Origin of the sequence: Mesorhizobium yinganensis (genome assembly GCF_040081985.1) — a bacterium.
Classification (GTDB): domain Bacteria; phylum Pseudomonadota; class Alphaproteobacteria; order Rhizobiales; family Rhizobiaceae; genus Kumtagia; species Kumtagia yinganensis.
In genome coordinates this window covers 1-20,285 of record NZ_JBEBMH010000020.1, presented here as the reverse complement: position 1 = coordinate 20,285, position 20,285 = coordinate 1, and the positions used below count along the sequence as shown (strand labels likewise).

General features: G+C 63.4%; 19 protein-coding genes and 1 pseudogene. 13 read left to right on the top strand and 7 right to left on the bottom strand.

Annotated features, from left to right (window positions below; genetic code table 11):
- Position 1: 1 nt before the first annotated feature.
- From ABMA59_RS26545 to ABMA59_RS26535, 3 genes are all read right to left on the bottom strand, one after another.
- Positions 2 to 541: a GreA/GreB family elongation factor gene (locus tag ABMA59_RS26545; protein ID WP_349008392.1), complete on the bottom strand. Its 540-nt coding sequence runs from the start codon at positions 539 to 541 to the stop codon at positions 2 to 4.
- 146 nt (positions 542 to 687) lie between these two features.
- Positions 688 to 1,140 carry a nucleoside diphosphate kinase regulator gene (rnk, locus tag ABMA59_RS26540; protein WP_349008391.1) on the bottom strand — a complete coding sequence of 151 codons (453 nt, stop codon included), beginning with the start codon at positions 1,138 to 1,140 and terminating at the stop codon, positions 688 to 690.
- A gap of 298 nt (positions 1,141 to 1,438) precedes the next feature.
- Positions 1,439 to 1,678 (bottom strand): hypothetical protein, encoded by a 240-nt coding sequence (locus tag ABMA59_RS26535; protein WP_349008390.1) that lies wholly within the window; start codon positions 1,676 to 1,678, stop codon positions 1,439 to 1,441.
- A 215-nt stretch (positions 1,679 to 1,893) separates the two neighbouring features.
- On the opposite strand from ABMA59_RS26535, the gene ABMA59_RS26530 reads away from it, so the two are divergent.
- The 7 genes from ABMA59_RS26530 to ABMA59_RS26500 all read left to right on the top strand — a co-directional run bounded on the left by ABMA59_RS26530 (position 1,894) and on the right by ABMA59_RS26500 (position 8,007).
- Positions 1,894 to 3,207 (top strand): MFS transporter, encoded by a 1,314-nt coding sequence (locus ABMA59_RS26530; RefSeq protein WP_349008389.1) that lies wholly within the window; start codon positions 1,894 to 1,896, stop codon positions 3,205 to 3,207.
- Positions 3,204 to 3,878, top strand: a complete 675-nt coding sequence (locus tag ABMA59_RS26525) for a 5-formyltetrahydrofolate cyclo-ligase (protein ID WP_349008388.1) — start codon at positions 3,204 to 3,206, stop codon at positions 3,876 to 3,878. The genes ABMA59_RS26530 and ABMA59_RS26525 overlap by 4 nt, the downstream gene beginning before the upstream one ends.
- Positions 3,879 to 3,976: 98 nt before the next feature.
- On the top strand, positions 3,977 to 4,159 hold the full coding sequence (locus tag ABMA59_RS26520; protein ID WP_349008387.1) for a hypothetical protein: 183 nt from the start codon (positions 3,977 to 3,979) through the stop codon (positions 4,157 to 4,159).
- A 17-nt stretch (positions 4,160 to 4,176) separates the two neighbouring features.
- The gene (locus tag ABMA59_RS26515) at positions 4,177 to 4,734 is read left to right on the top strand and encodes a DUF488 domain-containing protein (RefSeq protein WP_349008386.1); all 558 of its coding nucleotides are present in this window, start codon (positions 4,177 to 4,179) and stop codon (positions 4,732 to 4,734) included.
- A gap of 250 nt (positions 4,735 to 4,984) precedes the next feature.
- Positions 4,985 to 5,320: an ArsR/SmtB family transcription factor gene (locus ABMA59_RS26510; protein WP_349008385.1), complete on the top strand. Its 336-nt coding sequence runs from the start codon at positions 4,985 to 4,987 to the stop codon at positions 5,318 to 5,320.
- A gap of 63 nt (positions 5,321 to 5,383) precedes the next feature.
- Positions 5,384 to 6,796, top strand: coding sequence for an FAD-dependent oxidoreductase (locus ABMA59_RS26505; protein ID WP_349008384.1), 1,413 nt, complete (start codon positions 5,384 to 5,386; stop codon positions 6,794 to 6,796).
- A complete protein-coding gene (locus ABMA59_RS26500; RefSeq protein ID WP_349008383.1) occupies positions 6,793 to 8,007 on the top strand; it encodes an MFS transporter in 1,215 nt (404 codons plus the stop codon). The genes ABMA59_RS26505 and ABMA59_RS26500 overlap by 4 nt, the downstream gene beginning before the upstream one ends.
- 98 nt (positions 8,008 to 8,105) lie before the next feature.
- On the opposite strand, the gene ABMA59_RS26495 is transcribed toward ABMA59_RS26500, so the two are convergent.
- Complete coding sequence (locus tag ABMA59_RS26495) at positions 8,106 to 8,516, bottom strand: MerR family transcriptional regulator (RefSeq protein WP_349008382.1); 411 nt, start codon at positions 8,514 to 8,516, stop codon at positions 8,106 to 8,108.
- Positions 8,517 to 8,583: 67 nt separating this feature from the next.
- Between ABMA59_RS26495 and ABMA59_RS26490 the strand changes: the two are divergent.
- Positions 8,584 to 10,712, top strand: a pseudogene (locus tag ABMA59_RS26490) (heavy metal translocating P-type ATPase).
- 153 nt (positions 10,713 to 10,865) lie between these two features.
- Here the strand turns inward: ABMA59_RS26490 and ABMA59_RS26485 are convergent.
- Positions 10,866 to 11,000 carry a hypothetical protein gene (locus tag ABMA59_RS26485; protein ID WP_349008381.1) on the bottom strand — a complete coding sequence of 45 codons (135 nt, stop codon included), beginning with the start codon at positions 10,998 to 11,000 and terminating at the stop codon, positions 10,866 to 10,868.
- Between the two features lie 439 nt (positions 11,001 to 11,439).
- On the opposite strand from ABMA59_RS26485, the gene ABMA59_RS26480 reads away from it, so the two are divergent.
- The 5 genes from ABMA59_RS26480 to ABMA59_RS26460 all read left to right on the top strand — a co-directional run bounded on the left by ABMA59_RS26480 (position 11,440) and on the right by ABMA59_RS26460 (position 18,258).
- Positions 11,440 to 11,751 (top strand): ArsR/SmtB family transcription factor, encoded by a 312-nt coding sequence (locus tag ABMA59_RS26480; RefSeq protein WP_349008380.1) that lies wholly within the window; start codon positions 11,440 to 11,442, stop codon positions 11,749 to 11,751.
- A gap of 3 nt (positions 11,752 to 11,754) precedes the next feature.
- Positions 11,755 to 12,240: an SRPBCC family protein gene (locus ABMA59_RS26475; protein ID WP_349008379.1), complete on the top strand. Its 486-nt coding sequence runs from the start codon at positions 11,755 to 11,757 to the stop codon at positions 12,238 to 12,240.
- Between the two features lie 479 nt (positions 12,241 to 12,719).
- Positions 12,720 to 14,078, top strand: coding sequence for a tyrosine-type recombinase/integrase (locus ABMA59_RS26470; RefSeq protein ID WP_349008378.1), 1,359 nt, complete (start codon positions 12,720 to 12,722; stop codon positions 14,076 to 14,078).
- 260 nt (positions 14,079 to 14,338) lie between these two features.
- A complete protein-coding gene (locus tag ABMA59_RS26465; RefSeq protein ID WP_349008377.1) occupies positions 14,339 to 15,397 on the top strand; it encodes an AcrVA2 family anti-CRISPR protein in 1,059 nt (352 codons plus the stop codon).
- Between the two features lie 284 nt (positions 15,398 to 15,681).
- A complete protein-coding gene (locus ABMA59_RS26460) occupies positions 15,682 to 18,258 on the top strand; it encodes a UvrD-helicase domain-containing protein (protein ID WP_349008376.1) in 2,577 nt (858 codons plus the stop codon).
- An 18-nt stretch (positions 18,259 to 18,276) separates the two neighbouring features.
- Here the strand turns inward: ABMA59_RS26460 and ABMA59_RS26455 are convergent, their stop codons facing one another.
- Entirely contained in the window at positions 18,277 to 20,016 is a 1,740-nt protein-coding gene (locus tag ABMA59_RS26455) for a phospholipase D-like domain-containing protein (protein WP_349008375.1), read from the bottom strand.
- 145 nt (positions 20,017 to 20,161) lie between these two features.
- Positions 20,162 to 20,285: ATP-binding protein (locus ABMA59_RS26450; protein ID WP_349007100.1), on the bottom strand; the 124-nt coding region annotated here is incomplete at its 5' end.

The window sequence follows — 20,285 nt, the reverse complement described above, 5'->3', positions numbered from 1 at the left end:
TTCAGGCGGCCGACGGGCCGGGATCGTCGAAGCCGTCATGGGCGACCGGCACGAGGCGGGGCTGGTCGTAGAACGCTCCCCGGATCACGCGGAGGCTCGGCTTGCCGAAGGTCGGCGTGCCGGGCCGTTCCAGCGCCTCCTTCTCGCGCCTCGCGGCTTCGGGCTGGTAGTGAACCTCGTGAAGCACGATCCGCTCCTCCTCGCCGTCGCCGTTGCGCAGGGCGAACCCCTGGCCCTCGGAAAGGCCCAGCAGCGCCAGTCCGCGCGCCGTCGTGATCGGCAGGTACATGCCGATCGGCGACGTCATCCGGTCATGCGAGATGATGCGCGTGTCGGGATCGCGGCCGTCGACGCTGAAGGTCACCCGGCTGCTGAGGGTGGCGACGTTGACGGGGATGTCGTCGCGGAACATCACCGTCGCCGCCTCGATCTTCCGCTTGAGGATCGGCGCGAGCGGATCGTCCTGGCCGAGGCAGCGGTCACGCATCACCTCCAGGATCGTGAAGTCCTTCGTCGTGAGGAAGCAGGTCTCTCTCGTCATAGCTGTTCTCCATCGCTCGGCTTCGAGCGGTTACGTTGTGGCGCACTGGAGAATCCCCTGGGCCGCACTGGCGCGGCGCAGGGGCAGCTATCCTGCGATGAGGCAGCCCCCGAAAAGCGAGAGGCGGCAGGGCGGGCGGATTTCGGTCATGACGCGGCGCGCAGTTCCGCCGACGGCGTGACTGACGCTGCCTGTGACCCGGGAGCGTCGACGGATTCAACCGTCAGTCGATGGGTGCGTCCGTCGCGCGCGGTCCAGTCGATGGACTGGCCGGCGGCGAGTCCGATCAGCGCGACGCCGATCGGCGTGAGGATCGATACCTTGCCTTCGGCGATGTCCGCTTCTCCCGGGAATACGAGCGTCACGCGCCGGTCCTCGCCGAGATCGCTGGTGAAGCGCAGCGAAGACCCCATGCGGACGACGTCCGCGGCGAGCCGTCCGTCGTCGACGACCTTCGCGCGGTCTAGTTCGGCGATGAGTCCTTCGGCCACTGCGGGATTCCGGTCGGCGAAGGATTCGGCCAGCCGCCAGAGCCGCTCGCTGTCGGTGCGGGTGACGGTGATCGCAGGCTTGCGGTGCTTCTTGTTTGCCTGAGCCATGGTTCTCGGCCCTCTTATGACTGTGGTCCGCGCGCACGTGTTCGACGTGGCGCTGGCGCTTGCTGAGATTGGGATGTTGCCGCTGTTTGAGACTGACTCCGCAGCAGCGGGAATTCAGCCTATGCCCCGCGGCCGGGGCGCGACGCGACCTGGCCGGGGGTCAGATGCCCGCGATGGGGCACACCCTGAAGAACATAAGGAGGTGGCGGTCGGTGCTGCACATGCCCCAGACGTGGGCCTTCGCGACCGGAAAGTCAAGCCAGCGGAACCGCGCTGCTTTCCCAACCGGACGAGCCAGTCAGGCGGCTCTCCGGATCACGCGGACGACAGACCATGCGATGAGTGCGAGCCCGATCAGGAACGGTGCCCAGGCGATCAGCATGGGCATCAGCTGGTTATGGAAACATCCGTAGACCCCGATAGCATCCATGTTGAAGCAATAGCGGACCGGGGTGTCATTCGGGAAGTCATAGGTGCGCGTGTAGAAGCCGTTCGCCGAGAGCAGCACGCCGACTGCCAGCATGATCCACTTCGTCATGGCAATTCCCTCTCGCGACCGAGTGCATCCCATTGGCAGCTTACCGCAGGTGATGACAAAGCCCAACTTCTGCTTCGGCGCGATACCGAACGCTTTGGTCTGCACACGCCCTCGGCCAATGGCGGGAAAGCGCCAGGCAGACGACGCATTCGAGGGGTTCCGTGCCGACCGAATGGCCTAAGCTCCATGCATCGACATCTACGGCAAGCGACATCTTGTGGCAGCAGCTTCGCTCCTTCACCGCCCTGCTTCTCGGAACCTTCCTGATGATGGTCGGGACCGGGCTGGGCAACGTCCTCGTCCCGCTTAGGGCGTCCGCCGAAGGCTGGTCATCGACGGCCATCGCCTGGATCGGGACTGCCTATGCCGTCGCCTTCACCGCAGGCTGCATCCTCACGCCCCTCTTCGTCAGCCGCGTCGGTCACATCAGGGTCTTCGCGGTTCTGCAGACGCTGCTCGCCGCCTCGCTGCTACTGCTCGCGCTCGTCCCCCATCCGGTCGCCTGGGGCTTCTTCCGTGCGCTGGGCGGCATGACGCTGGTCGGCGGCTACATGGTCATCGAGAGCTGGCTGAACGAACGCGTCGACAACGCCAGCCGGGGGACGGTCTTCGCGGCGTACATGATCGTGTCGATGTCGGGCGTTGCGGTGGGCCAGTTCATCCTGCCGCTTGGGAACATCACGAAGGAGACGCTCTTCATGGTCGGCGCGCTCGCCTTCGGGGCGGCGCTGCTTCCGGTGGCACTATCGGTCGCCCCTTCGCCCCAACCGCTGACGCAAGTGACGATCAACGCACGGGCCCTGTTCCGGAAATCCCCTGCAGCGGTCGTGGGGTCTTTTCTGGCAGGCGTGATCTTCGGTAACTGGATTTACTTCGGCCCGCTATACGGCAAGGCGGCGGGACTGACCGAGACAGGCATCGCCACGATGTTGACCGCCGCGATGGTCGGCGGCGTGGTTTTCCAGGTGCCGTTCGGCTGGCTCTCCGACCGGATCGACAGGCGCTACGTCATGGCGCTGGCTGGCGCGATCGGCGCCGCGATCTCCGCATGCATGGTGATGGTCGCCCCGACCGATCCCGTCGCGATCGTCACCGGCGTGTTCGCGCTCGGCTCGGTCCTCTTCACCATCTACGCCTTGAACGTCGCCCACGCCAACGACCAGGCGAGCGCCGACGAGTTCCTGCAGGTGTCCGGCGGGCTGCTGATCGTCTACGGGATCGGCAACATGGTCGGACCGCAGCTCGGCGGCAGGCTGATGGACGAGATGGGTCCGGACGGATTTTTCGTCGCCATGGGCGGCGTATACGCGCTCTACGGCCTCTATGCGCTCTGGCGTTCGGTGCGCAGCCGGGCGCTGCCGCCAGCTGAGCGGTCCGACTTCCGTATCATGCCGGCGCTGCCTGCACAGACGCCCGAATCCCTTGCGCTCGACGCAAGAACCACGGACGTCGCGTCGACAACGGCGTGCGACGGAGCGGCAGGCACTGACCCCGTTCGCGAACACGCAGCCACAGGAGGACGGACATGACGGACAAGCAAAGGGATGCGGCAGGCTACGCGTCTCCACCCTGTTTCATGCACGAGCTCGATCCTTCCTATTCGGGGATCGCTCCGGGCGATGCACAGACGGCCATCGATGTCGCGCGCTGGCGCAAGTCACAGCGGGAGCGTCTCATCGCAGAGCGCCTTGCCATCCCCGCGGATGCGCGGGCAGAGGCCGCGCGCAGGATAGCCGGTCGGCTTGACGCGGAGATCGGAACCGTCGAGGGCAGCGTCGTCGGGATCTACTGGCCGTTTCGCGGGGAGCCGGACCTCCGGGAATGGGCCTCCAGCGTGGCGGCGCGCGGGGGTCAACTTGCCCTTCCCGTCGTGCTGGAGAAGGGACGGCCGCTTGAGTTCCGCACCTGGTCTCCTGGCGAGAAGCTGGAGAAGGGCGTGTGGAACATTCCGGTGCCGGCCGGGGGCGTGGCGGCCCTTCCGGACATCGTGGTGGCTCCGGTGGTGGGCTATGACGAGGCCGGGTTCAGGCTCGGCTATGGCGGCGGCTTCTACGACCGCATCCTGGCCGCGATGCCGAGCAGGCCGCTGACATTCGGCGTGGGTTACGCGCTGGCAAGGCTTCAGACCATCTATCCGCAATGGCACGACATCCCACTCGACAGGATGGTGATCGACGAAGAGGTGAACTCGGAAGGCTGAAGAGCCGCCTGGACATGCTGGACGGGCCTCCGCTGTCGCCATCGGGAACAAGAAGGATTCCCGGTCCGTTGGGAGTCGGCCAATGAAGGAGACGCCCGATGGCAGCCAAGCGTGAACTGATCGAACCGACACCCGGCGACAAACGATATGTCCGCCGCGACGACGAAGGCCGTTTCAAGGAGGTCGAGGATGTCGGGCGGAGCCTCGGCCAGGACCAGAAGCGGCAGGCGAAGAGCGACACGAAACCCGGTCAGGGAGATCGAGGCGACCGCAAGAAATAGCTGTCTTCCTGAACCAAATGAGCCACCCTTTCTTCACGGTCGGACATTCGAACCGGACCGCCGACGAGTTCATCGATCTGCTGCGGGCGGCCAGGATAGGCATGGTCGTCGACGTCCGCAGGCTGCCCGGATCAAGAACCTATCCGCAGTTCGACAGCGAGAACCTCGCCCGTTCGCTGGCCCAAGCGCAGATCAGGTACGAACTGATCGTTCCGCTCGGCGGGCGACGCAGGAAGGTCGAGGCTGTGCCTGCGGAAACCAATGGTTTGTGGCGCAACCGCAGCTTCCACAACTATGCGGACTACGCCCTCACCGGGGACTTCAAGGCAGGGTTTGATCGGCTTCTGGCGCTTGGAAGCGAGTTTCGATGCGCTATCATGTGCTCCGAGGCCGTCTGGTGGCGCTGCCATCGGCGGATCATCGCCGACCATCTCCTCGCAAGCGGAGCCGAGGTCTTCCATCTGATGGGGACGGACAGGATCGAACGCGCCGTCCTGACCGACGGAGCCATTCCCCACGATGATGGATCGGTAACCTACGGTTCTGTACTACAGATTGGCGCCAGTACCTTGTGATCAAGCGAAAAGGGGCCGAATCGCGCCGCCTGATCGTAGTCGCAGTTCGTGCCAAGATGGCATTCGCAGTCGTTTCCTTCCGTCCCACTCAGCGGTCTGCCCGACTGCTATTCCGAGCGCGTCGAAAGCGCGGAGGACGTGCTGGAGCTAGTGAACCAGCACTCGATCTGGCGGATGATCAGGAAATTGAATTTCGACAATCATCGAAATTCAATTGACCGCATGGGCATCCCGCGATTAGGCTCAGGTCATGAAACTCCAGCAGGCAGCCCTCCAGCTTGAAGCGCTCGGAAACCCGACGCGGCTCAACATCTATCGAATCCTGGTGCGTGCCGGCGCCGAGGGCCTGCCGGTCGGCAGCATCCAGGACAAGCTTGGCATCCCGGCCTCGACGCTGTCGCATCACTGCAAAAGGCTGCTGGACACCGGGCTGTTGAGCCAGGAGCGGCATGCGACAACCCTGATCTGCCGAGCGCAGTACCCGGCAATGCAGGCGCTGCTCGGCTACCTCGCGGATGAGTGCTGCGCAGACGGTACCTGCCCGCCGGAAGCGCAGCCGAGGCGGAGGTCGCGGGAGCGTGCATGACGGCTCCCCTTTTTTAGCTGCTTATTTCGAACATGCGAGAAATATCGAAGAAGGAGCGCTGCCATGACCGATCTCCCCATTGCCGTCGTCGGTGCCGGTCCGGTTGGCCTCGCGGCCGCCGCCCGCCTTGTTGAAAGAGGCCTGCGACCCGTCGTTTTCGAGCAGGGCGCTCGTGTCGGCGCCGCGCTCCTGGAATGGGGACATGTCCGGGTGTTCTCACCATGGGACTACAACGTGGACGAGGCCGCCCGGGCGCTCTTGGCCGACGAAGGCGTCGCGGCTCCCGCTGGCGGCTACCTGCCTACAGGTCAGGAGATCGTCAACCAGTACCTCGAGCCGCTGTCGAAGGTGCCGTCTATCGCGGCCGGGCTTCGTCTCGGCGCGGAAGTGACGGGGATCACTCGCCTCGGCCACGACCTGATGTCGAACGACGGACGGGCGGATGCTCCGTTCGTCATCCGCTATCGGGACAGGGCAGGCGAGCACCGTTTGGTGGCGCGGGCTGTAATCGACGCTTCCGGCACATGGCGGAAACCCAACCCGATGGGCGTCGGCGGCCTTCCAGTACCCGGCGAGGCCGAGGCTTCCGACCGGATCGCCTACGGCATTCCCGATGTCGCCGGAGCGAAACGCGAGTTCTATGCGGGCAAGCGGGTGTTGGTAGTCGGCAGCGGGCATTCCGCCATCAACATCGCGCTCGCCCTGCTTGAGCTGCAGGCAGAGGCGCCGAGGACGGAGGTCCTGTGGGCGCTTCGTCGGCACCGTATCGGGAAGCTGCTCGGCGGCGGGCTGAACGACCAACTCCCCGAGCGCGGAGCACTCGGCCTCGCGGCGAAGGAAGCCATCGACGCGGGACGGCTCCGGATGCTCGCCCCGTTCGCGGCCGAACGCGTCGTGGAGTCCGGTGGACGTCTGGTGGTGACCGCGACGCTGGACAATGTCTCGGTGAAAGAAGAGGTCGATCGGATTGTGGTCGCAACGGGATTCCGCCCCGACTTCTCCTTCCTCCGCGAGGTGCGTCTCGCGCTCGACCCGGCCGTCGAGGCGCCGCCGGCACTCGCGCCCTTGATCGATCCGAACTTCCATTCCTGCGGCACGGTCCCGCCGCACGGCATTGATGAACTCGCGCATCCGGAACCCGGCTTGGTGATCGTCGGCTCGAAATCCTACGGCCGCGCGCCGACCTTCCTGATGGCTACCGGGTACGAACAGGTAAGGTCCGTCGTCGCCGAGATCGCTGGCGACCGTGCCGCGGCCCGGGAAGTTCGCCTTGTGCTCCCGGAGACGGGGGTATGCAGTGCACCTGCGGCATCGCACGCCTCCTCGTGCTGCGGCGGCCCGGCTCCCGTGGGCGCGGATGCGTGCTGCGCCGACGATGCCATCGCGAAAGAAAAGGGCGAAGCCGGCTGCGGCTGCTCGGAGAAAACTCCCGAGCCAGCCGCCGCAGTTGATTCCTGCTGCCGGAGCGCCGCGTGAGGGCAGTCCCTGAGGGAGCAGGAAACGACTGGTTCATAAGCGCTCTCGGAGCGGCCCAGATCTGTTCCTGGGGAACCCTGTTCTACGGCTTTCCCCTTATCGCCGAGGCCATGCGGACGGACCTCGGCTGGTCGAAGACCGAACTCTACGGGGCCGCCACGCTTGGAATGCTGCTGGCAGGCGCCGCTGCCTATCCCGTGGGAGCCGCGATCGACCGCGGCTACGGTCGCCTCTTGATGTCGGGCGCTTCGGTGCTGGCGGGAATCCTGCTTGCCGCCTGGTCGCAGGTTGAAGGACTCGTGGCCTTCTACTCCGTCCTGGCGGTACTTGGCTGCATGCAGGCAGCCACCCTCTACGAACCGGCCTTCGCCGTCATTGCTCGGCGCGTCGGGCTGCTGAACGCTCGCAAGGGCATCACGGCACTGACGCTGTGGGGCGGGTTCGCCAGCACCGTGTTCATCCCGGTCATCCAGTTCCTGATCGAGACGCAGGGCTGGCGCGGCGCGCTGCTCGTCATTGCTGGCGTGAACGCCATCGTCTGCGGAGGCCTCTACTTCTTCGCCATCGACCCGCGGAAGGACATCCCGGCCCGGATACTGCAGCCCGACGAGGCAGCTCCGCTTGCGGGCCGGGCGGCTGTCGGGGCGGCGATGCGCAGGCCCGCCTACTGGGGGCTCATGCTGGCATGGATTTCCTATGCGGCGGCGTTCTCGTCCCTCACCTACCATTTCTACCCGCTGCTGCTCGAGCGCGGCTTGGACTCGACAGGGGTTGTCATGGTGCTGTCCGTCATCGGTCCGGCGCAGGTGGCCGGCCGCGTCCTGATCCACGCCTTCGCGTCCGAGGCTCCCGTGCGGACTCTGGGATCGGCGATCGTCGTCGTGTTCCCGCTGGCCGTCATCGGCTTCGCCGTCGCGCCGCCCCAAGTCGCCGTCATCGCCTTCGTCGCCGCCTTCTACGGAGCGGCGAACGGCATGATCACGATCGTCCGCGGGCTAGCGGTCCCGGAGATGGTCACTCGAGAGGCCTACGGGGCAGTCAACGGCTCGCTGGTCGCGCCGATGAACCTCATGCAAGCGGGCGCGCCGCTGGCGGCTGCGGTCCTCTGGCAGGCGAGCGGCGGCTACGAAGCGGTGCTCGCCGCGATTTTCATCGGATCGCTGACGCTGTGCGTCGGGTTCTGGTTCGCGGCTGCGCGCGGGGGGAGATAAATCTTGATGGATTGGCGCGGAGCCGTGAGTGTCTGCTCTTCATGAGAAGCTGCCAGTCCGTTTAATGCCCCAAGTTGCCAATTCGCTGACCGCCTTAGCTAGGACTGCACCGGTGACAAGCACTCGATAATCCTGCAGTCGGCGACCGCCCCGCAGCCGCACTGGTCGATCATCCGGTCGAGTTCTTTCTTCAGGGACTGGAGGTCGGCGATCTTCCGTTCGACTTCCCCCCGGTGCTCCTTGGCTATCTCGTCCACCGCAGAACAGGAGCGCTCGCGGTCGTCTGACAGCGCCAGCAGAGCGCGGATCTGGTCGAGAGAGAACCCGAGATCCCGCGCGCGCCGGATGAAGCTCAGGCGGTTGAGGTGCGCCCGGTCATAGGAGCGGTAGTTGCCCTCTGTCCGGGTTGGCTTCGGAAGCAGCCCGGACTTCTCGTAGAAACGGACTGTTTCGACCTTGGTCCCCGTCTCCCGGGCCAGATGCCCGATCGTCAGAATGTTGGCACTCATAGCTTGACCCTGTAGTGACTACAGGCCCTAGCTAATGCGTCACGTCGAGGATGTCGAGGTGACCGAAGTGGCAAATGCAAGTCAGATCAGGCTGCAGATCAAGGGCATGGACTGCGCGTCCTGCGCGATGAAGATCGAGACCGCGATGCAGCGGCTGCCAGGGGTGAGCGAAGTCAGCGTCAGCTACCAGGCGGGAACGCTGGCGCTGAAGTTCGATCAGGACCGCACGCAGCGGCGTGTGATCGAGGAGAAGGTCCGGGCGCTTGGATACCATCCTGTCGGCCAGGCTCCCGAAGCCGTCCCTTCTCTCCCTGCCAGACGGACGAAGGAGCCATTGTGGCGAGGTGCCAAAGCCCGCCTGGTCTTCATCACGGGCACCTTGTTTGCCGCGGCGTTTCTCGTTTCCCTGGCGTTGCCGCAATACGACACGTGGCTGTTCGCGGCCGCCGCTATGGTCAGCGTCATTCCTTTTGCACGCCGCGCCGTCGCTGGGGCGATGCAGGGATCGCCGTTCACCATCGAGACGCTGATGTCGGTGGCCGCACTCGGCGCGGTCGCGATAGGTGAGGCGGAAGAAGCCGCGATCGTCATCTTCCTGTTCGCCGTCGGCGAGCTTCTGGAGACGGTTGCGGCAGGACGTGCCCGCGCGGGCATAGAGGCGTTGATCGATCTCGTGCCCCGGCATGCACTTAGGGTGACCGCGTCCGGAACGACCGAGACCGTATCCGCCGAGGCGCTCGCCATCGACGACCGTGTCGCGGTACGCCCTGGCGACAGGATTCCTTCGGACGGCATCGTCGAGGAAGGCTCGTCCGAGGTGAACGAGGCGCGCGTCACGGGCGAGTCTGTCCCGGTGCTGAAGGAAGCTGGCGCGAAGGTCTATGCCGGGGCTATCAACGCCAACGGGGAACTAAAGGTCAGGATCACCCACGTCGCCGCCGACAACACCATCGCGCGCATCATCCACATGGTCGAGGAGGCTCAGGAATCGAAGGCTCCCACGGCGCGCATGATCGACCGCTTCTCGCGCTGGTACACACCCTGCGCGATGGCAGTCGCCGCGATCATCATCATCGTCCCCCTCTCTTTTTAGGCGGCGACTGGATGACATGGATCTACCGCGGCCTCGCCACGCTGCTGATCGCATGCCCCTGCGCCCTCGTGATCTCCACTCCCGCGGCGATCGCCTCCGGCCTGGCAGCCGCCGCGCGGCAGGGCCTGCTCATCAAGGGCGGCGCGGCGCTCGAAACGCTCGGCCGGGTCTGCACGGTCGCCTTCGACAAGACTGGGACGCTGACCCGCGGACATCCCAAGGTGACGGACATCGTGGCGGTGTCCGGGACCGAGGACGACGTGCTGGCCAAGGCAGCCGCAGTGGAGCGCAACGTCAGCCACCCGTTGGGCATCGCCATCGTGGCAGCGGCCAAGGAACGCGCGCTGGAGCTTCCCGCGACATTCGGCGGTGGCATCGTCGTGCCGGGTAAGGCGGTCACCGCGCGCCTGAAGTCCGGCTTCGTGTCGGTCGGGTCTCCTCGCCACGCGGTGGACGAGACCGAGCTTTCCGTTGGCGTCCGGCAACGCATCCTGTCGCTGGAAGAGGAAGGGAAGACGGTGGTCGTCCTTCTCGCGGGCAAGAGGGTCGAAGGCCTGATCGCGCTGCGCGACGAGCCACGAGGAGATGCGGCGGAGGGCGTGCGGCGGCTCAAGGACCGTGGCGTGAACGTCATCATGCTCTCCGGCGACAACCAGCGCACGGCTACGGCGATCGCTGCTGGTCTCGATCTCGAGGGCCGAGGCGAACTGCTGCCGGACGCGAAGCTGGCGGAGATCGGCAGGCTAAAGGAGGCAGGCCCGATTGCCATGGTCGGCGACGGCATCAATGACGCGCCCGCGCTGGCGGCCGCCTCCGTCGGCATCGCGATGGGTGGCGGCACCGACGTCGCGCTGGAAACCGCAGACGCGGCGCTGTTGCGCGACCGGGTTGAAGGCGTGGCCGACCTCGTCTCGCTCTCGCAGGCCACTCTGCGCAACATCTGGCAGAACATCGCGCTCGCGCTGGGCCTGAAGGTCGTGTTTTTCGCGACCACCCTCTTCGGCGTGACGACGCTCTGGATGGCGATCCTCGCCGACACCGGGGCGACCGTGCTCGTCACAGCCAACGCGCTCAGGCTCCTTGCCTACAGGCCTTGGAAGTAAACGGACGTCCACCCGCGCGACGTGTCTCCCGTCACGGGCCTGTTCTTCCTTGGACGCCCGTGGCAGCGTAACCGTGCCTCGGCGCTCGTCATGGGAGCGGGTGACGACGCGAAGCTGATCGTCGATCAACTTGCCCGATCTCTCTCGAAGTGACTACTGCGTGGCAGTGCCTTCCACTGCCTTCACTTTGGCGGCTCCCAGATCGTAGAACTGCTGCGGCCCGAAGGACGTCAGCGGCTTCCCGTTAACGAAGAAGGTGGGCGTGCCTTGCAGGTTGATCGCCTTCATGTCTTTCGACGTCCTGGTTGAGGACGGCGCCGACCGCCGGGGCGGCCTTCGCGTCGTTGCGCCCCTTTGGCGACATCCAGGCCTGCCTCGCCCACGAACCGTCATGCCGCCTCGGGGTCAGGCGCGCCATGCACGGCCCACTTCGGCTGTTCGTAAAGCAACTTCTCCAGGACCGGCTCGAACTGACCCTGCACGCGGGCGGCCTCTAGCATGCCCACCGTTTCATCGGATCCCTGATGCAGTGGAGCGTATCGCCGCTTTGTGACGCGTCAGTATTTTTGAGTGCGCGAGAAGAGCCAAGCGCAACTCGACGTAACCCCGCTACGCAACCCGCTGTTGACATCCTCAAGAACCGGAAGCCGCGCGCCAGTTCGCGCGCGAGACGCGGGCGGCAACCTCGGCTTGACTCTTCGCGTTAGTAGATGCTAACACGTTAGTCGTGACTAATACGAATCACAGCTGGACCGCCCTGGGTGACCCGACCAGGCGCACGATCTTCGAACTGTTGGCCGAGCATCCTCGCTCGGTCACCGACGTGGCTCGTGTTCTGCCGGTGACCCGGTCGGCGGTTTCTCAGCACCTCAAGGTGCTTAAGAAGGCAAAGCTCGTGGCCGACACGCCGGCTGGAAAGCAACGAATCTACCACGTCGAGCGCGAGGGACTGGCGGCTCTTCGGAACGAACTCGACCGGTTCTGGATGAAGACGCTCGCTGCCTACAAGCAAGCAGTCGAACAACCACCCAAGGAATGAACAATGAACATGCACGCACCAGAAACCGTCGTCAGACACTCGATCGTGGTCGACGCGCCGATTGAGCGAGCCTTTAAGGTCTTCACCGAGGATTTTGGCAAGTTCAAGCCTAAAGAGCACAACCTGCTTCCGGCGCCGATTTCTGAGACGGTGTTCGAGCCGCGCGTCGGTGGCCATATCGTTGACCGTGGCGCGGATGGAAGCGAGTGTCGGTGGGCACGTGTGCTCGCATATGAGCCGCCGAACCGTGTGCTCCTGACCTGGGACATTAGTCCTCAATGGCGGCTTGAAACCGATCCCAACAACGCCAGCGAGTGGGAAGTCCGCTTCACTGCCGAGACCGGAAACCGTACTCGCCTCGACCTTGAGCACCGGAAGCTCGAACGCCACGGTGGAGGCTGGGAAAGCGTGCGCGATGGGGTTGCCGCCGATGGAGGCTGGCCGCTCTACCTCCAGCGTTACGCTGAACTGTTTGGACCCCGTGCCTGAGAAGCTGCACCGCGAGAGCAGTTCCGAATTTCAGTCGCCTTTGATCGCTGCCCACCTGGGCAGCGATCAAGCATTTTCTGGCTCGTCTCGAATGCCCTCCGCAACGAAATCAGTGGTTTACGCGCTGGTACACACGGCAGCACCGGCAGAAGGAAGCGAAAAACCAAGGTGTTCCGCTTACGCGAAGGTTGCCCCGACACACAGCAAACCGCCGCACATATTCAAGTAAGCTATTGGAGACACATGATAATTTTGGCGCACCCGGTTGGATTCGAACCAACGGCCCCTGCCTTCGGAGCAATTAAACCTGCCTTATCCGAAAGACGCGATAGGGCACGCCACAATACGATATCCACTTGAAATCGCTGGATATTTTTCACGTTTGAAGCGACCGTTCCTATCCAAAACTGCGCCCTGACTTTCCCCCGCGTGCTTACGTGGTGCTTACGCAGGATTCCAGGGCCGACAGGAGAACGGCTATGCCCAAGATCACCAAACGGCTCGTAGATGCCTCCGAAATCCGCCATAAGGACTACGTCATCTGGGATGACGATCTACCAGGTTTCGGCTTGCGCGTCTTCGCCTCCGGCAAGCGCAGTTACGTCATCCAGTATCGCGCGCTCGGCCGGTCCCGCCGCTACACGATCGGTCTACATGGCGTCTGGACACCCGAGACCGCGCGCCAGGAGGCAAAGGTCCAGTTCGGCCGCGTGGCTCAGGGCGAGAATCCGGCCGAGGAGCGTCAACTCGATCACAAGTCGATCACCGTGAAGGAGCTCTGCACACTCTACCTCGCCGATCTAGAGGCAGGGCTGATCCTCGGGAAAGGCGGACGGCCCAAAAAGGCAACGACGGTCGGCACCGACACCGGCCGCATCAATCGGCACATCATCCCGCTGATCGGCACCCGACGGGTCAAGGATCTCACCCGCGCCGACATCAACAAGGTCCTCAAGGACATCATGGCCGGAAAGACCCGCGTCGCCGTCAAGACGAAGAAACTGCGCGGAAAGGCCATCGTGCGCGGCGGTGCCGGCACAGCAACGCGTACCGTTGGTTTGCTTGGCGGCATCCTCACCTTTGCCGTCGATACCGGCATCATCGAGATGAATCCGGCGCACGGCATAAAGAAGCCCAAAGATAATGTCCGCAAACGCCGTCTGAGCGAAGCGGAATACCGCGTTCTAGGCCAGATGCTTCGTGAGGCGGCGGAGAACGAAAAGTACGAAATGACGGTCGACATCATACGGCAGATCGCGCTCACCGGCTGCCGCCGCTCGGAAATGATCAACCTGATGTGGATCGAGGCTGACACCGAAGGGAGCTGCCTGCGCCTCGTGGACAGCAAGGAAGGCGAATCCATTCGCGCAATCGGACTGCCCGTGGTCGAATATCTAGAGGAGCGGCGCGAGACCGCCGTGGGCACTTACGTCTTCCCCGGTCAGCGCGAGAACAACGCGTTCGGCAGCTTCCCGAACCATTGGGAGCAGATCTTCAGGGACAGTCCCCTCTCCGACGTCACACCTCATGTCCTGCGCCACAGCTTTGCCAGTATCGCCAACGATCTTGGCTTCACCGAGGTGACGATTGCCGCGCTGGTCGGCCACTCCAAGGGCTCCGTAACGAGCAATTACATCCATAGCGTGGACACAGCGCTGATTATGGCCGCCGACACCATCTCCGGCTACATCAAGGGGCTGCTGGAGGGCATCGAGTTCAAGCAGACGGCCTACGCCATGGATCGTGACTCCCGCCGAGCGGCGCTTGATCTCTTCCTGATCAAAGCCGTGGGAGAACCAGCGAGCCAATCCGAGGAAGAGCATCGTCTGGCAGCGTGAGGCGCCTTCGTCGCGGATCGCCTCTACTCGCATGAGGATGATCGGGTCCGCACTTGACAGGTGAGTGCCTGGCGTCCTGCTTCTCAGCTGCCAAAGCGATGGAGGAGTCCTAGCTAGTTATGAGTTTTCGCGCCGAAGACGTTCACCCCATGCGCTTCCTGCGTGCCGTTCCGGGCTCCGAACGGATCGTTCAGCAGGCCGTTCGGCGCGACCCGCAGGGCCTGCTGCGTAGCGCGACTCTGGACGCGATGACCGAAAAGGTGGTCGAGCTCTACAATGCCGGCCTCGGCCGGATGGCTTTAGAGCAGCGCCCATCCACCATGGATGTGGTGAACAAGACCGTCAGCACGCTCGCGCATATTGCGAATTTCGCCAGCGCCGGGCGCAATTCATTCCTCCTGCCGAGCGAGGTGACTGCCCTTCTTGGACGGACCGATCTCGGCGATATCCGGCTTGCCGACATCCGGCTTCCGTTCCGGGCCTTCTATCTTGCATTCGCTGGGGGCCTCTCGGTTGGTCTGCCCGGCCTTCCGAACGTAATCGATGGCGCCTATGTCGAGACGTTCACGATCGACGACGATGCTGGGCCTCAACGTTACCTGACGTTCTACGTCACGACCCGACGCACGGAGAGCCCCACTCGGGCAAAGTCGGCCTGGATCGCCGATCCCGAACCGCATTTCTACGCCCCGCTCAAGATCTTGGCGAATGTCCAAGACACGCTCGAAGCTGCAATCGAACGCGCAACGACGTCGAGCGACATCGCTCTCGAGGCCGACCCGGAAGCCCAAGCCGCGCTCGTCGATGGAATCCGGCAAGCCGCCGAAGATGGATACTTGGTAGAGGAACCAGTGACCACCGGCTTTGAGCGTGCCGCGGCCTTCAATGTCCTGGCGTTGCCAACGATGCGCAGCGTGCTGGCGCTCCTCTGCAACGCGATCTGCCTGCTATCGGCCGAGCCCGTCGCCTCCGAACCGACCTGGCCGACGGACGCGCCTCAGTCGCTTGTCGACGGGGCTCTGCACGGGCCCACCCCCAAGCGTCGCCGAACCGCAATGGGACAATTGGCGGAAAGGGGCTTCTTTTCGGCGCGAAACATAACTCTGCAACTGAACGCGCCGAACACCGCCGAAGCCCAAGCCGATCTTACAATGCCATCCGGCCGCGAATTGCTGCCGCATTGGCGCCGAGGACATTGGCGGCGGCAGGCCCATGGCGCGGGTAATCTCGAACGCCGGCTGATCTGGATCCGGCCCGTTCTGGTCCGCCGGGATCGTGGAGAGGACGTCGAGGGCCACGTCTATGTCGTTTCAAACTAGCGGCACTAGATACGGCGAAGCCGTTCTCGGCGAGGCTGCCAGTCGCTCTTCGTAACTGCCGTGGTCGCGATGGTATAATCGTGCCATCGTGACGACGCTGCCATTGTTGTGGCACCTAGTCCAGAATGTCTGGACGCAGCCGAACATATCGCCCTGGTTTTTTCGCCCGATTTCTACCGTCGGGACGCTGGAAGCTCGTGCTCAATCCGTCGACGCCGGACCGACTGCGACTGGTCTCGTCCGGAAGCATGGACGTGGCATGCCTCGATGTAACGGCCATCTCAGTGAGCAAGGCGCTGCTTTGGCACTACGTCGACGTGCGATCCCACCATCGGGTCGACAGTCTTGCCTGTCTCGGAGAACAGGCTGCCCAGCAACTCGCCGCCGATCTCTATCGCTTCGTCAACAACCACCTGTCCGAACAGATTGCATCCCACGCGGACCAGCTGGGCGAAGTGGACATCCGCCTTCGGGCAATCACGGATGATCAGCGGCAGTATCTCGCCCACGCCGATCTTGCGCGGGCCATTGCGGACGTTCCTGGCGACGCGGCAACGGCGTTGTCCCATCCGCTCTTCGATCCGCAGATGATGCCGCCAGGCTTGAAGGCAACCTTGCCTGCGTCGCTCGCCTTCCTCACGGATGTGAACGTTCGGCACCGATACAATGACGAGTTTGTCGGTGCCGAACTCTCCAGGTACCGCCGATTCTTCGATGATCTCGATGGACGATCCCTCTCCGACCAACAGCGAGAAGCCTGCATCAGGCTCGAGGACAACAACCTGCTCGTCGCGTCGGCCGGCTCAGGCAAGTCCGCAACGATGGTCGGCAAGGTCGCGTATGTCCTCGCCAAGCAGCTTCAGCGCCCGGATGAGATCCTCGTGCTTGCCTTCAACAAGAGCGCGGCCGAGGACCTAAAGGAACGGATCGCCCGTCAGCTCGGCGTCGATGTGGCGAACCTGAAATGCCGCGTCACAACCTTTCACGCGCTGGGCCGCAGCATCATCGAAGAGACTGAAGGCCGTCCGCCCCAACTTGCCGACTGGGTAGAGCACCCCGCTGGTGAGGCCAAGGTCATCGAGGCGATCATCGAGGACCTGCTCGGCTCGAATCATGAGTTCGCCAAGATTTGGATCGATCTTCTTGTCCTCTATCCCAAGGCCGATATCCCAGCCGAAGCCTTCGATACGAAGGCCGATCACGATCGCTATTTGTCGGTGCGCAGGCGCAGGGGTAACGCGACGATCGGCACGATGGCCGGTGTCTTTGTGAAGTCGTTGCAGGAGCAGACCATTGTCAACTGGCTCTGGCTGCACTCGGTGGAATTCGAGTACGAGCGGCAGGTTGCGGTCGAGGATGAAGAGGGCGCAACCAGGCACCTGCATCCGGACTTCTACTATCCGGCAAGCCACACGATCCACGAGCATCTTGCGATCAATGCCGACGGCTCGTCGCCCTTCGCCAACTACGTCGAACACGCCCAAAGCAAGCGGGCTTCATATCGCGTGGCGAAGCTGGACGTATTCGAAACGACGTCGGCACAGGCGCAGAATGGCACCCTCGTCGAGACGCTCGAAGCCGAACTTTCCAAGCGCAACATCCCATTTCAGCGCAAAGGCTACTCTGCCATCGTCCACGCCCTCGAGCCGGTGGCGGTCAAGCACTATCACAAGCTGATCGCGGTCTGCATCAAGCATATCCGCGCCAGTCATCTGACCCTCGAAATGCTGCTCGATCGCGCAGGATCGCTGCACGATCAGACCCGTGCCAAGCAATTTGCGCGGGCGGTGTGGATCATCACCCAAGCCTATTCCCGAAGGCTCGAGGAAGCCAACCGCATCGATTTCGACTCGATGATCGCCAATGCGACGCGCCTCGTAGAAACCGGGAGGTATCAGAGCCCCTACGCCCTGATCCTTGCCGATGAGTTCCAGGATATTTCCGAGCCGAGTGCGAACCTCGTGAAGGCGCTGAAGCACCAGAGACGATTCACAAAGACATTCGCCGTCGGCGATGACTGGCAGTCGATCTACCGGTTTGCTGGTTCCGACATCACGATTTTCACGCAGTTCGAAGCAAACTTCGGCGCGAGCTGGCAGGGCCGGCTTGAGCAGACCTATCGCTGCAACCAGCTCATTGCCGAAACGGCCGCGAACTTCGTTCAGCGCAACCCCGAGCAGCTCAAGAAGTCGGTACGCTCGGCGCGGGCGGCGATCGCCAGGTCGATCCGGGTTGTTCCGATCGAGGGCGATGGAGTCAAACCCAACTTTGGCGACGCCTGCTGGCGCCTCTTGAGGCGCCTAGACAGCTTCCTCGGCGGTCTCTCGGAACAGTGGCGGAGCGATACGCGCCAGAAACTCAAGGTGATGGTGCTATGGCGTTACAACCAGCTCGACCCGTTCAAGGGTTCAACGCCCCGGTTCGACAACATCGAGGTGTCGGGCCTGTCGTTCCATCGGGCCAAGGGGTTGGAAGCGGACTACACGATCCTGCTCGATGTCAGCGAAGGCGACTACGGGGTGCCGAGCCAGATCGAGGATGATGAGCTGCTCAATCTTGTGATGCCGCGACCGGAAACGTTCGAATATGCGGAGGAGCGGCGGCTGTTCTACGTCGCCCTGACCCGCGCGAGCCGCGGCGTCTTCCTGCTCACCAACGCGAGGCAACCCTCACGCTACATCCGTGAGCTCTCCGAGATTGCTAGTGACGATCTGCGCTTCGAGACGATAGACGGCGAGCTTTTGCTACAATGCCCAGCGTGTCGGGCCGGTCACCTGGTCGAGCGAAGCGGACCTGCCAATCGCCGCTTTCTGGGCTGTAGCCAGTTCCCGGACTGCGAGCACACAGCGCCGCTGAGATAGAGGATCACTGCGGCCATTTCATTCGAGTTCATGCTCGAAGGTCTTGAGCAGCGACGTCGCCAGGTTGGGCCCCTCCAGATAGAGCCCGATTTCATCGAGTGGGTTGCCCTCGAGGCGAGACTGTGATCCCCAGTTTAGACTGCTGACGACGACATGGTCGGTGTCCCAAGCCAGAAACTTCGCATGCAACTGGGGTTCGGGCACACCTGTGAGCTCCACTATGCCGTGGAGCCTTTCGCGGTGTTTTGTGACGTGGCTGCGCTTCACCGGGCCGGTCCGGCGCGAATAGTAGATGCGAACGTCGCCGAGACGCCGGCCTGCGACTTCGGCGGGATCGAACAGCGCCGGCACCATGTTCGCGCCCACCTTGTTGGTACAGCAGACGAAGCGCTGTTGCGCATCGTGGGCCGCAGCGCGCAGCAGGCGCTCATGGTCAGCGGCAAGCAGGATCGTAAGCGTCGCTGCCGGCGCCTGCGCCTCTTCAGATGTCGACAGCATGTTTCGCTGGCGCCGCAGCTCGGACGCCATGAACTGCAGTGCCTCCACGGATCGGCTGGCGCTTGAGAGCCTGGACACAATCTCGCGGAGCAGATCCAGCCCTTCTGCGACCGCGTTGGGTTCTTTGAGTTCGGCTGAAACCTCAACGGCCGAGAAGGGAGAGTGGAGCCAATTGCACGATCCCATCAGCACCACCGCGCCGTCGTGGCCGTCGTCGGCAACGAGGAACTTGGCATGGCTCTCGACCGGATCCCTCTGCACCAGAAGAAATCCCCTGGTTTGCCGTGCAGCGGACAGGCGCAGATAGAGTTCCTGCATGGCCGCGGCGTGCTTGGCGCGATCGAGCGACGTGCCGAAGAAGAGGTGGCATCTCACGCCGCGCTTACACGCATCCTCCAGGGCTCGCACGATGCGTTCCCGACGATCACGGCCCTGTTCATCGGACTGAGAAGCCACGAACGTGGACAGGATGATTATGTTGGACTTGGCGGCGCCAACAATCTGCTCGAAGCGTTGCAAGTGCTGCTCGGCTCCGACGACGATGTCCTTGGCGCTCAACCGGGTCTGGATAGATACGGGACGCTCGGGTGGCGGTGTGGTGGTCTTCGGTAGAACGCCGGTCTTGATTGTCGCTTTGAGGGCCTCGACGAGTTGGTCGCTGGCACCTTGCGGAAAGACGCCGGCACCGATCTCATCGAGATCGAGCACGAGGAATTTCGCCTCCAGGAAGGAGCTGTTGGCCTGCACGCCGCGCAGCCATTCTCCGGGCCTCAGCATTCCGACCATGAACTCGTTGACCCGTTGCATCATCGAATAATGCGTCTCTGGCGGCTCCCCTTCCGGAAACCGAATGATTGCGCCCTTGGCAGGAAGCTTGGTGACTGGGATCGTGTCAACGTCCCTCGTCCTGAAGACGGACAGTCCGACCTTTTCGTAGACCACACTGATGCCGATCTCACGATCGGCCGAGCGTTCAGGAAGAGCGCGGCCGGTGCGGATGAAGTCATGACCAATACTGCTGGTGACGAGGACTGGATGGGGCGAGAGCCGGACTTCAACAAGCCCGAACTGCATAAGCCGCGCTACGGTGGAGCCGACCACCTGTCGGGGGATCTTGAGCGTCTCGGAGACGTGATTGATCGTCCCCGGGCTTCGGTCCAGGGACAGCAGGATCATTTCCTCGACCGGGCTCCAGCCCCAGGTCCGCTGGACGATGCCGGGTGCGCGATAGTGCCAGGCCGGAATGTAGATGTTGTTCATGGAGAGGGCCTCCCCTGCTCATCCATGGCGATGATGGAGACGCCCTTCCCAACCAGCGCAAAGTCGACCTCGGACTGTTGATTTCCGCGAAGAACTGACCCGGGGTTTCCACTGAGAACTGACCCGGGTGGATGATGGGTCTGGGTCAGGTCGGGGTCAAGTTTTTGGTTTTCTCCTTCGCGGGTTTGACGGGTTTTGCCGAACTGTTCCTGAAGCGGAAGCTGTCGTTTCCGGTCTCCAGGATATGGCAATGGTGAGTTAGGCGATCG

What these genes read in the sequence shown, in the direction of transcription:
- ABMA59_RS26545 (WP_349008392.1), bottom strand. Translation starts at nt 541, where the DNA reads ATGACGAGAGAGACCTGCTTCCTCACGACGAAGGACTTCACGATCCTG.
- rnk (WP_349008391.1), bottom strand. Translation starts at nt 1,140, where the DNA reads ATGGCTCAGGCAAACAAGAAGCACCGCAAGCCTGCGATCACCGTCACC.
- ABMA59_RS26535 (WP_349008390.1), bottom strand. Translation starts at nt 1,678, where the DNA reads ATGACGAAGTGGATCATGCTGGCAGTCGGCGTGCTGCTCTCGGCGAAC.
- ABMA59_RS26525 (WP_349008388.1), top strand. Translation starts at nt 3,204, where the DNA reads ATGACGGACAAGCAAAGGGATGCGGCAGGCTACGCGTCTCCACCCTGT.
- ABMA59_RS26520 (WP_349008387.1), top strand. Translation starts at nt 3,977, where the DNA reads ATGGCAGCCAAGCGTGAACTGATCGAACCGACACCCGGCGACAAACGA.
- ABMA59_RS26515 (WP_349008386.1), top strand. Translation starts at nt 4,177, where the DNA reads ATGAGCCACCCTTTCTTCACGGTCGGACATTCGAACCGGACCGCCGAC.
- ABMA59_RS26510 (WP_349008385.1), top strand. Translation starts at nt 4,985, where the DNA reads ATGAAACTCCAGCAGGCAGCCCTCCAGCTTGAAGCGCTCGGAAACCCG.
- ABMA59_RS26505 (WP_349008384.1), top strand. Translation starts at nt 5,384, where the DNA reads ATGACCGATCTCCCCATTGCCGTCGTCGGTGCCGGTCCGGTTGGCCTC.
- ABMA59_RS26495 (WP_349008382.1), bottom strand. Translation starts at nt 8,516, where the DNA reads ATGAGTGCCAACATTCTGACGATCGGGCATCTGGCCCGGGAGACGGGG.
- ABMA59_RS26485 (WP_349008381.1), bottom strand. Translation starts at nt 11,000, where the DNA reads ATGAAGGCGATCAACCTGCAAGGCACGCCCACCTTCTTCGTTAACGGG.
- ABMA59_RS26475 (WP_349008379.1), top strand. Translation starts at nt 11,755, where the DNA reads ATGAACATGCACGCACCAGAAACCGTCGTCAGACACTCGATCGTGGTC.
- ABMA59_RS26470 (WP_349008378.1), top strand. Translation starts at nt 12,720, where the DNA reads ATGCCCAAGATCACCAAACGGCTCGTAGATGCCTCCGAAATCCGCCAT.
- ABMA59_RS26455 (WP_349008375.1), bottom strand. Translation starts at nt 20,016, where the DNA reads ATGAACAACATCTACATTCCGGCCTGGCACTATCGCGCACCCGGCATC.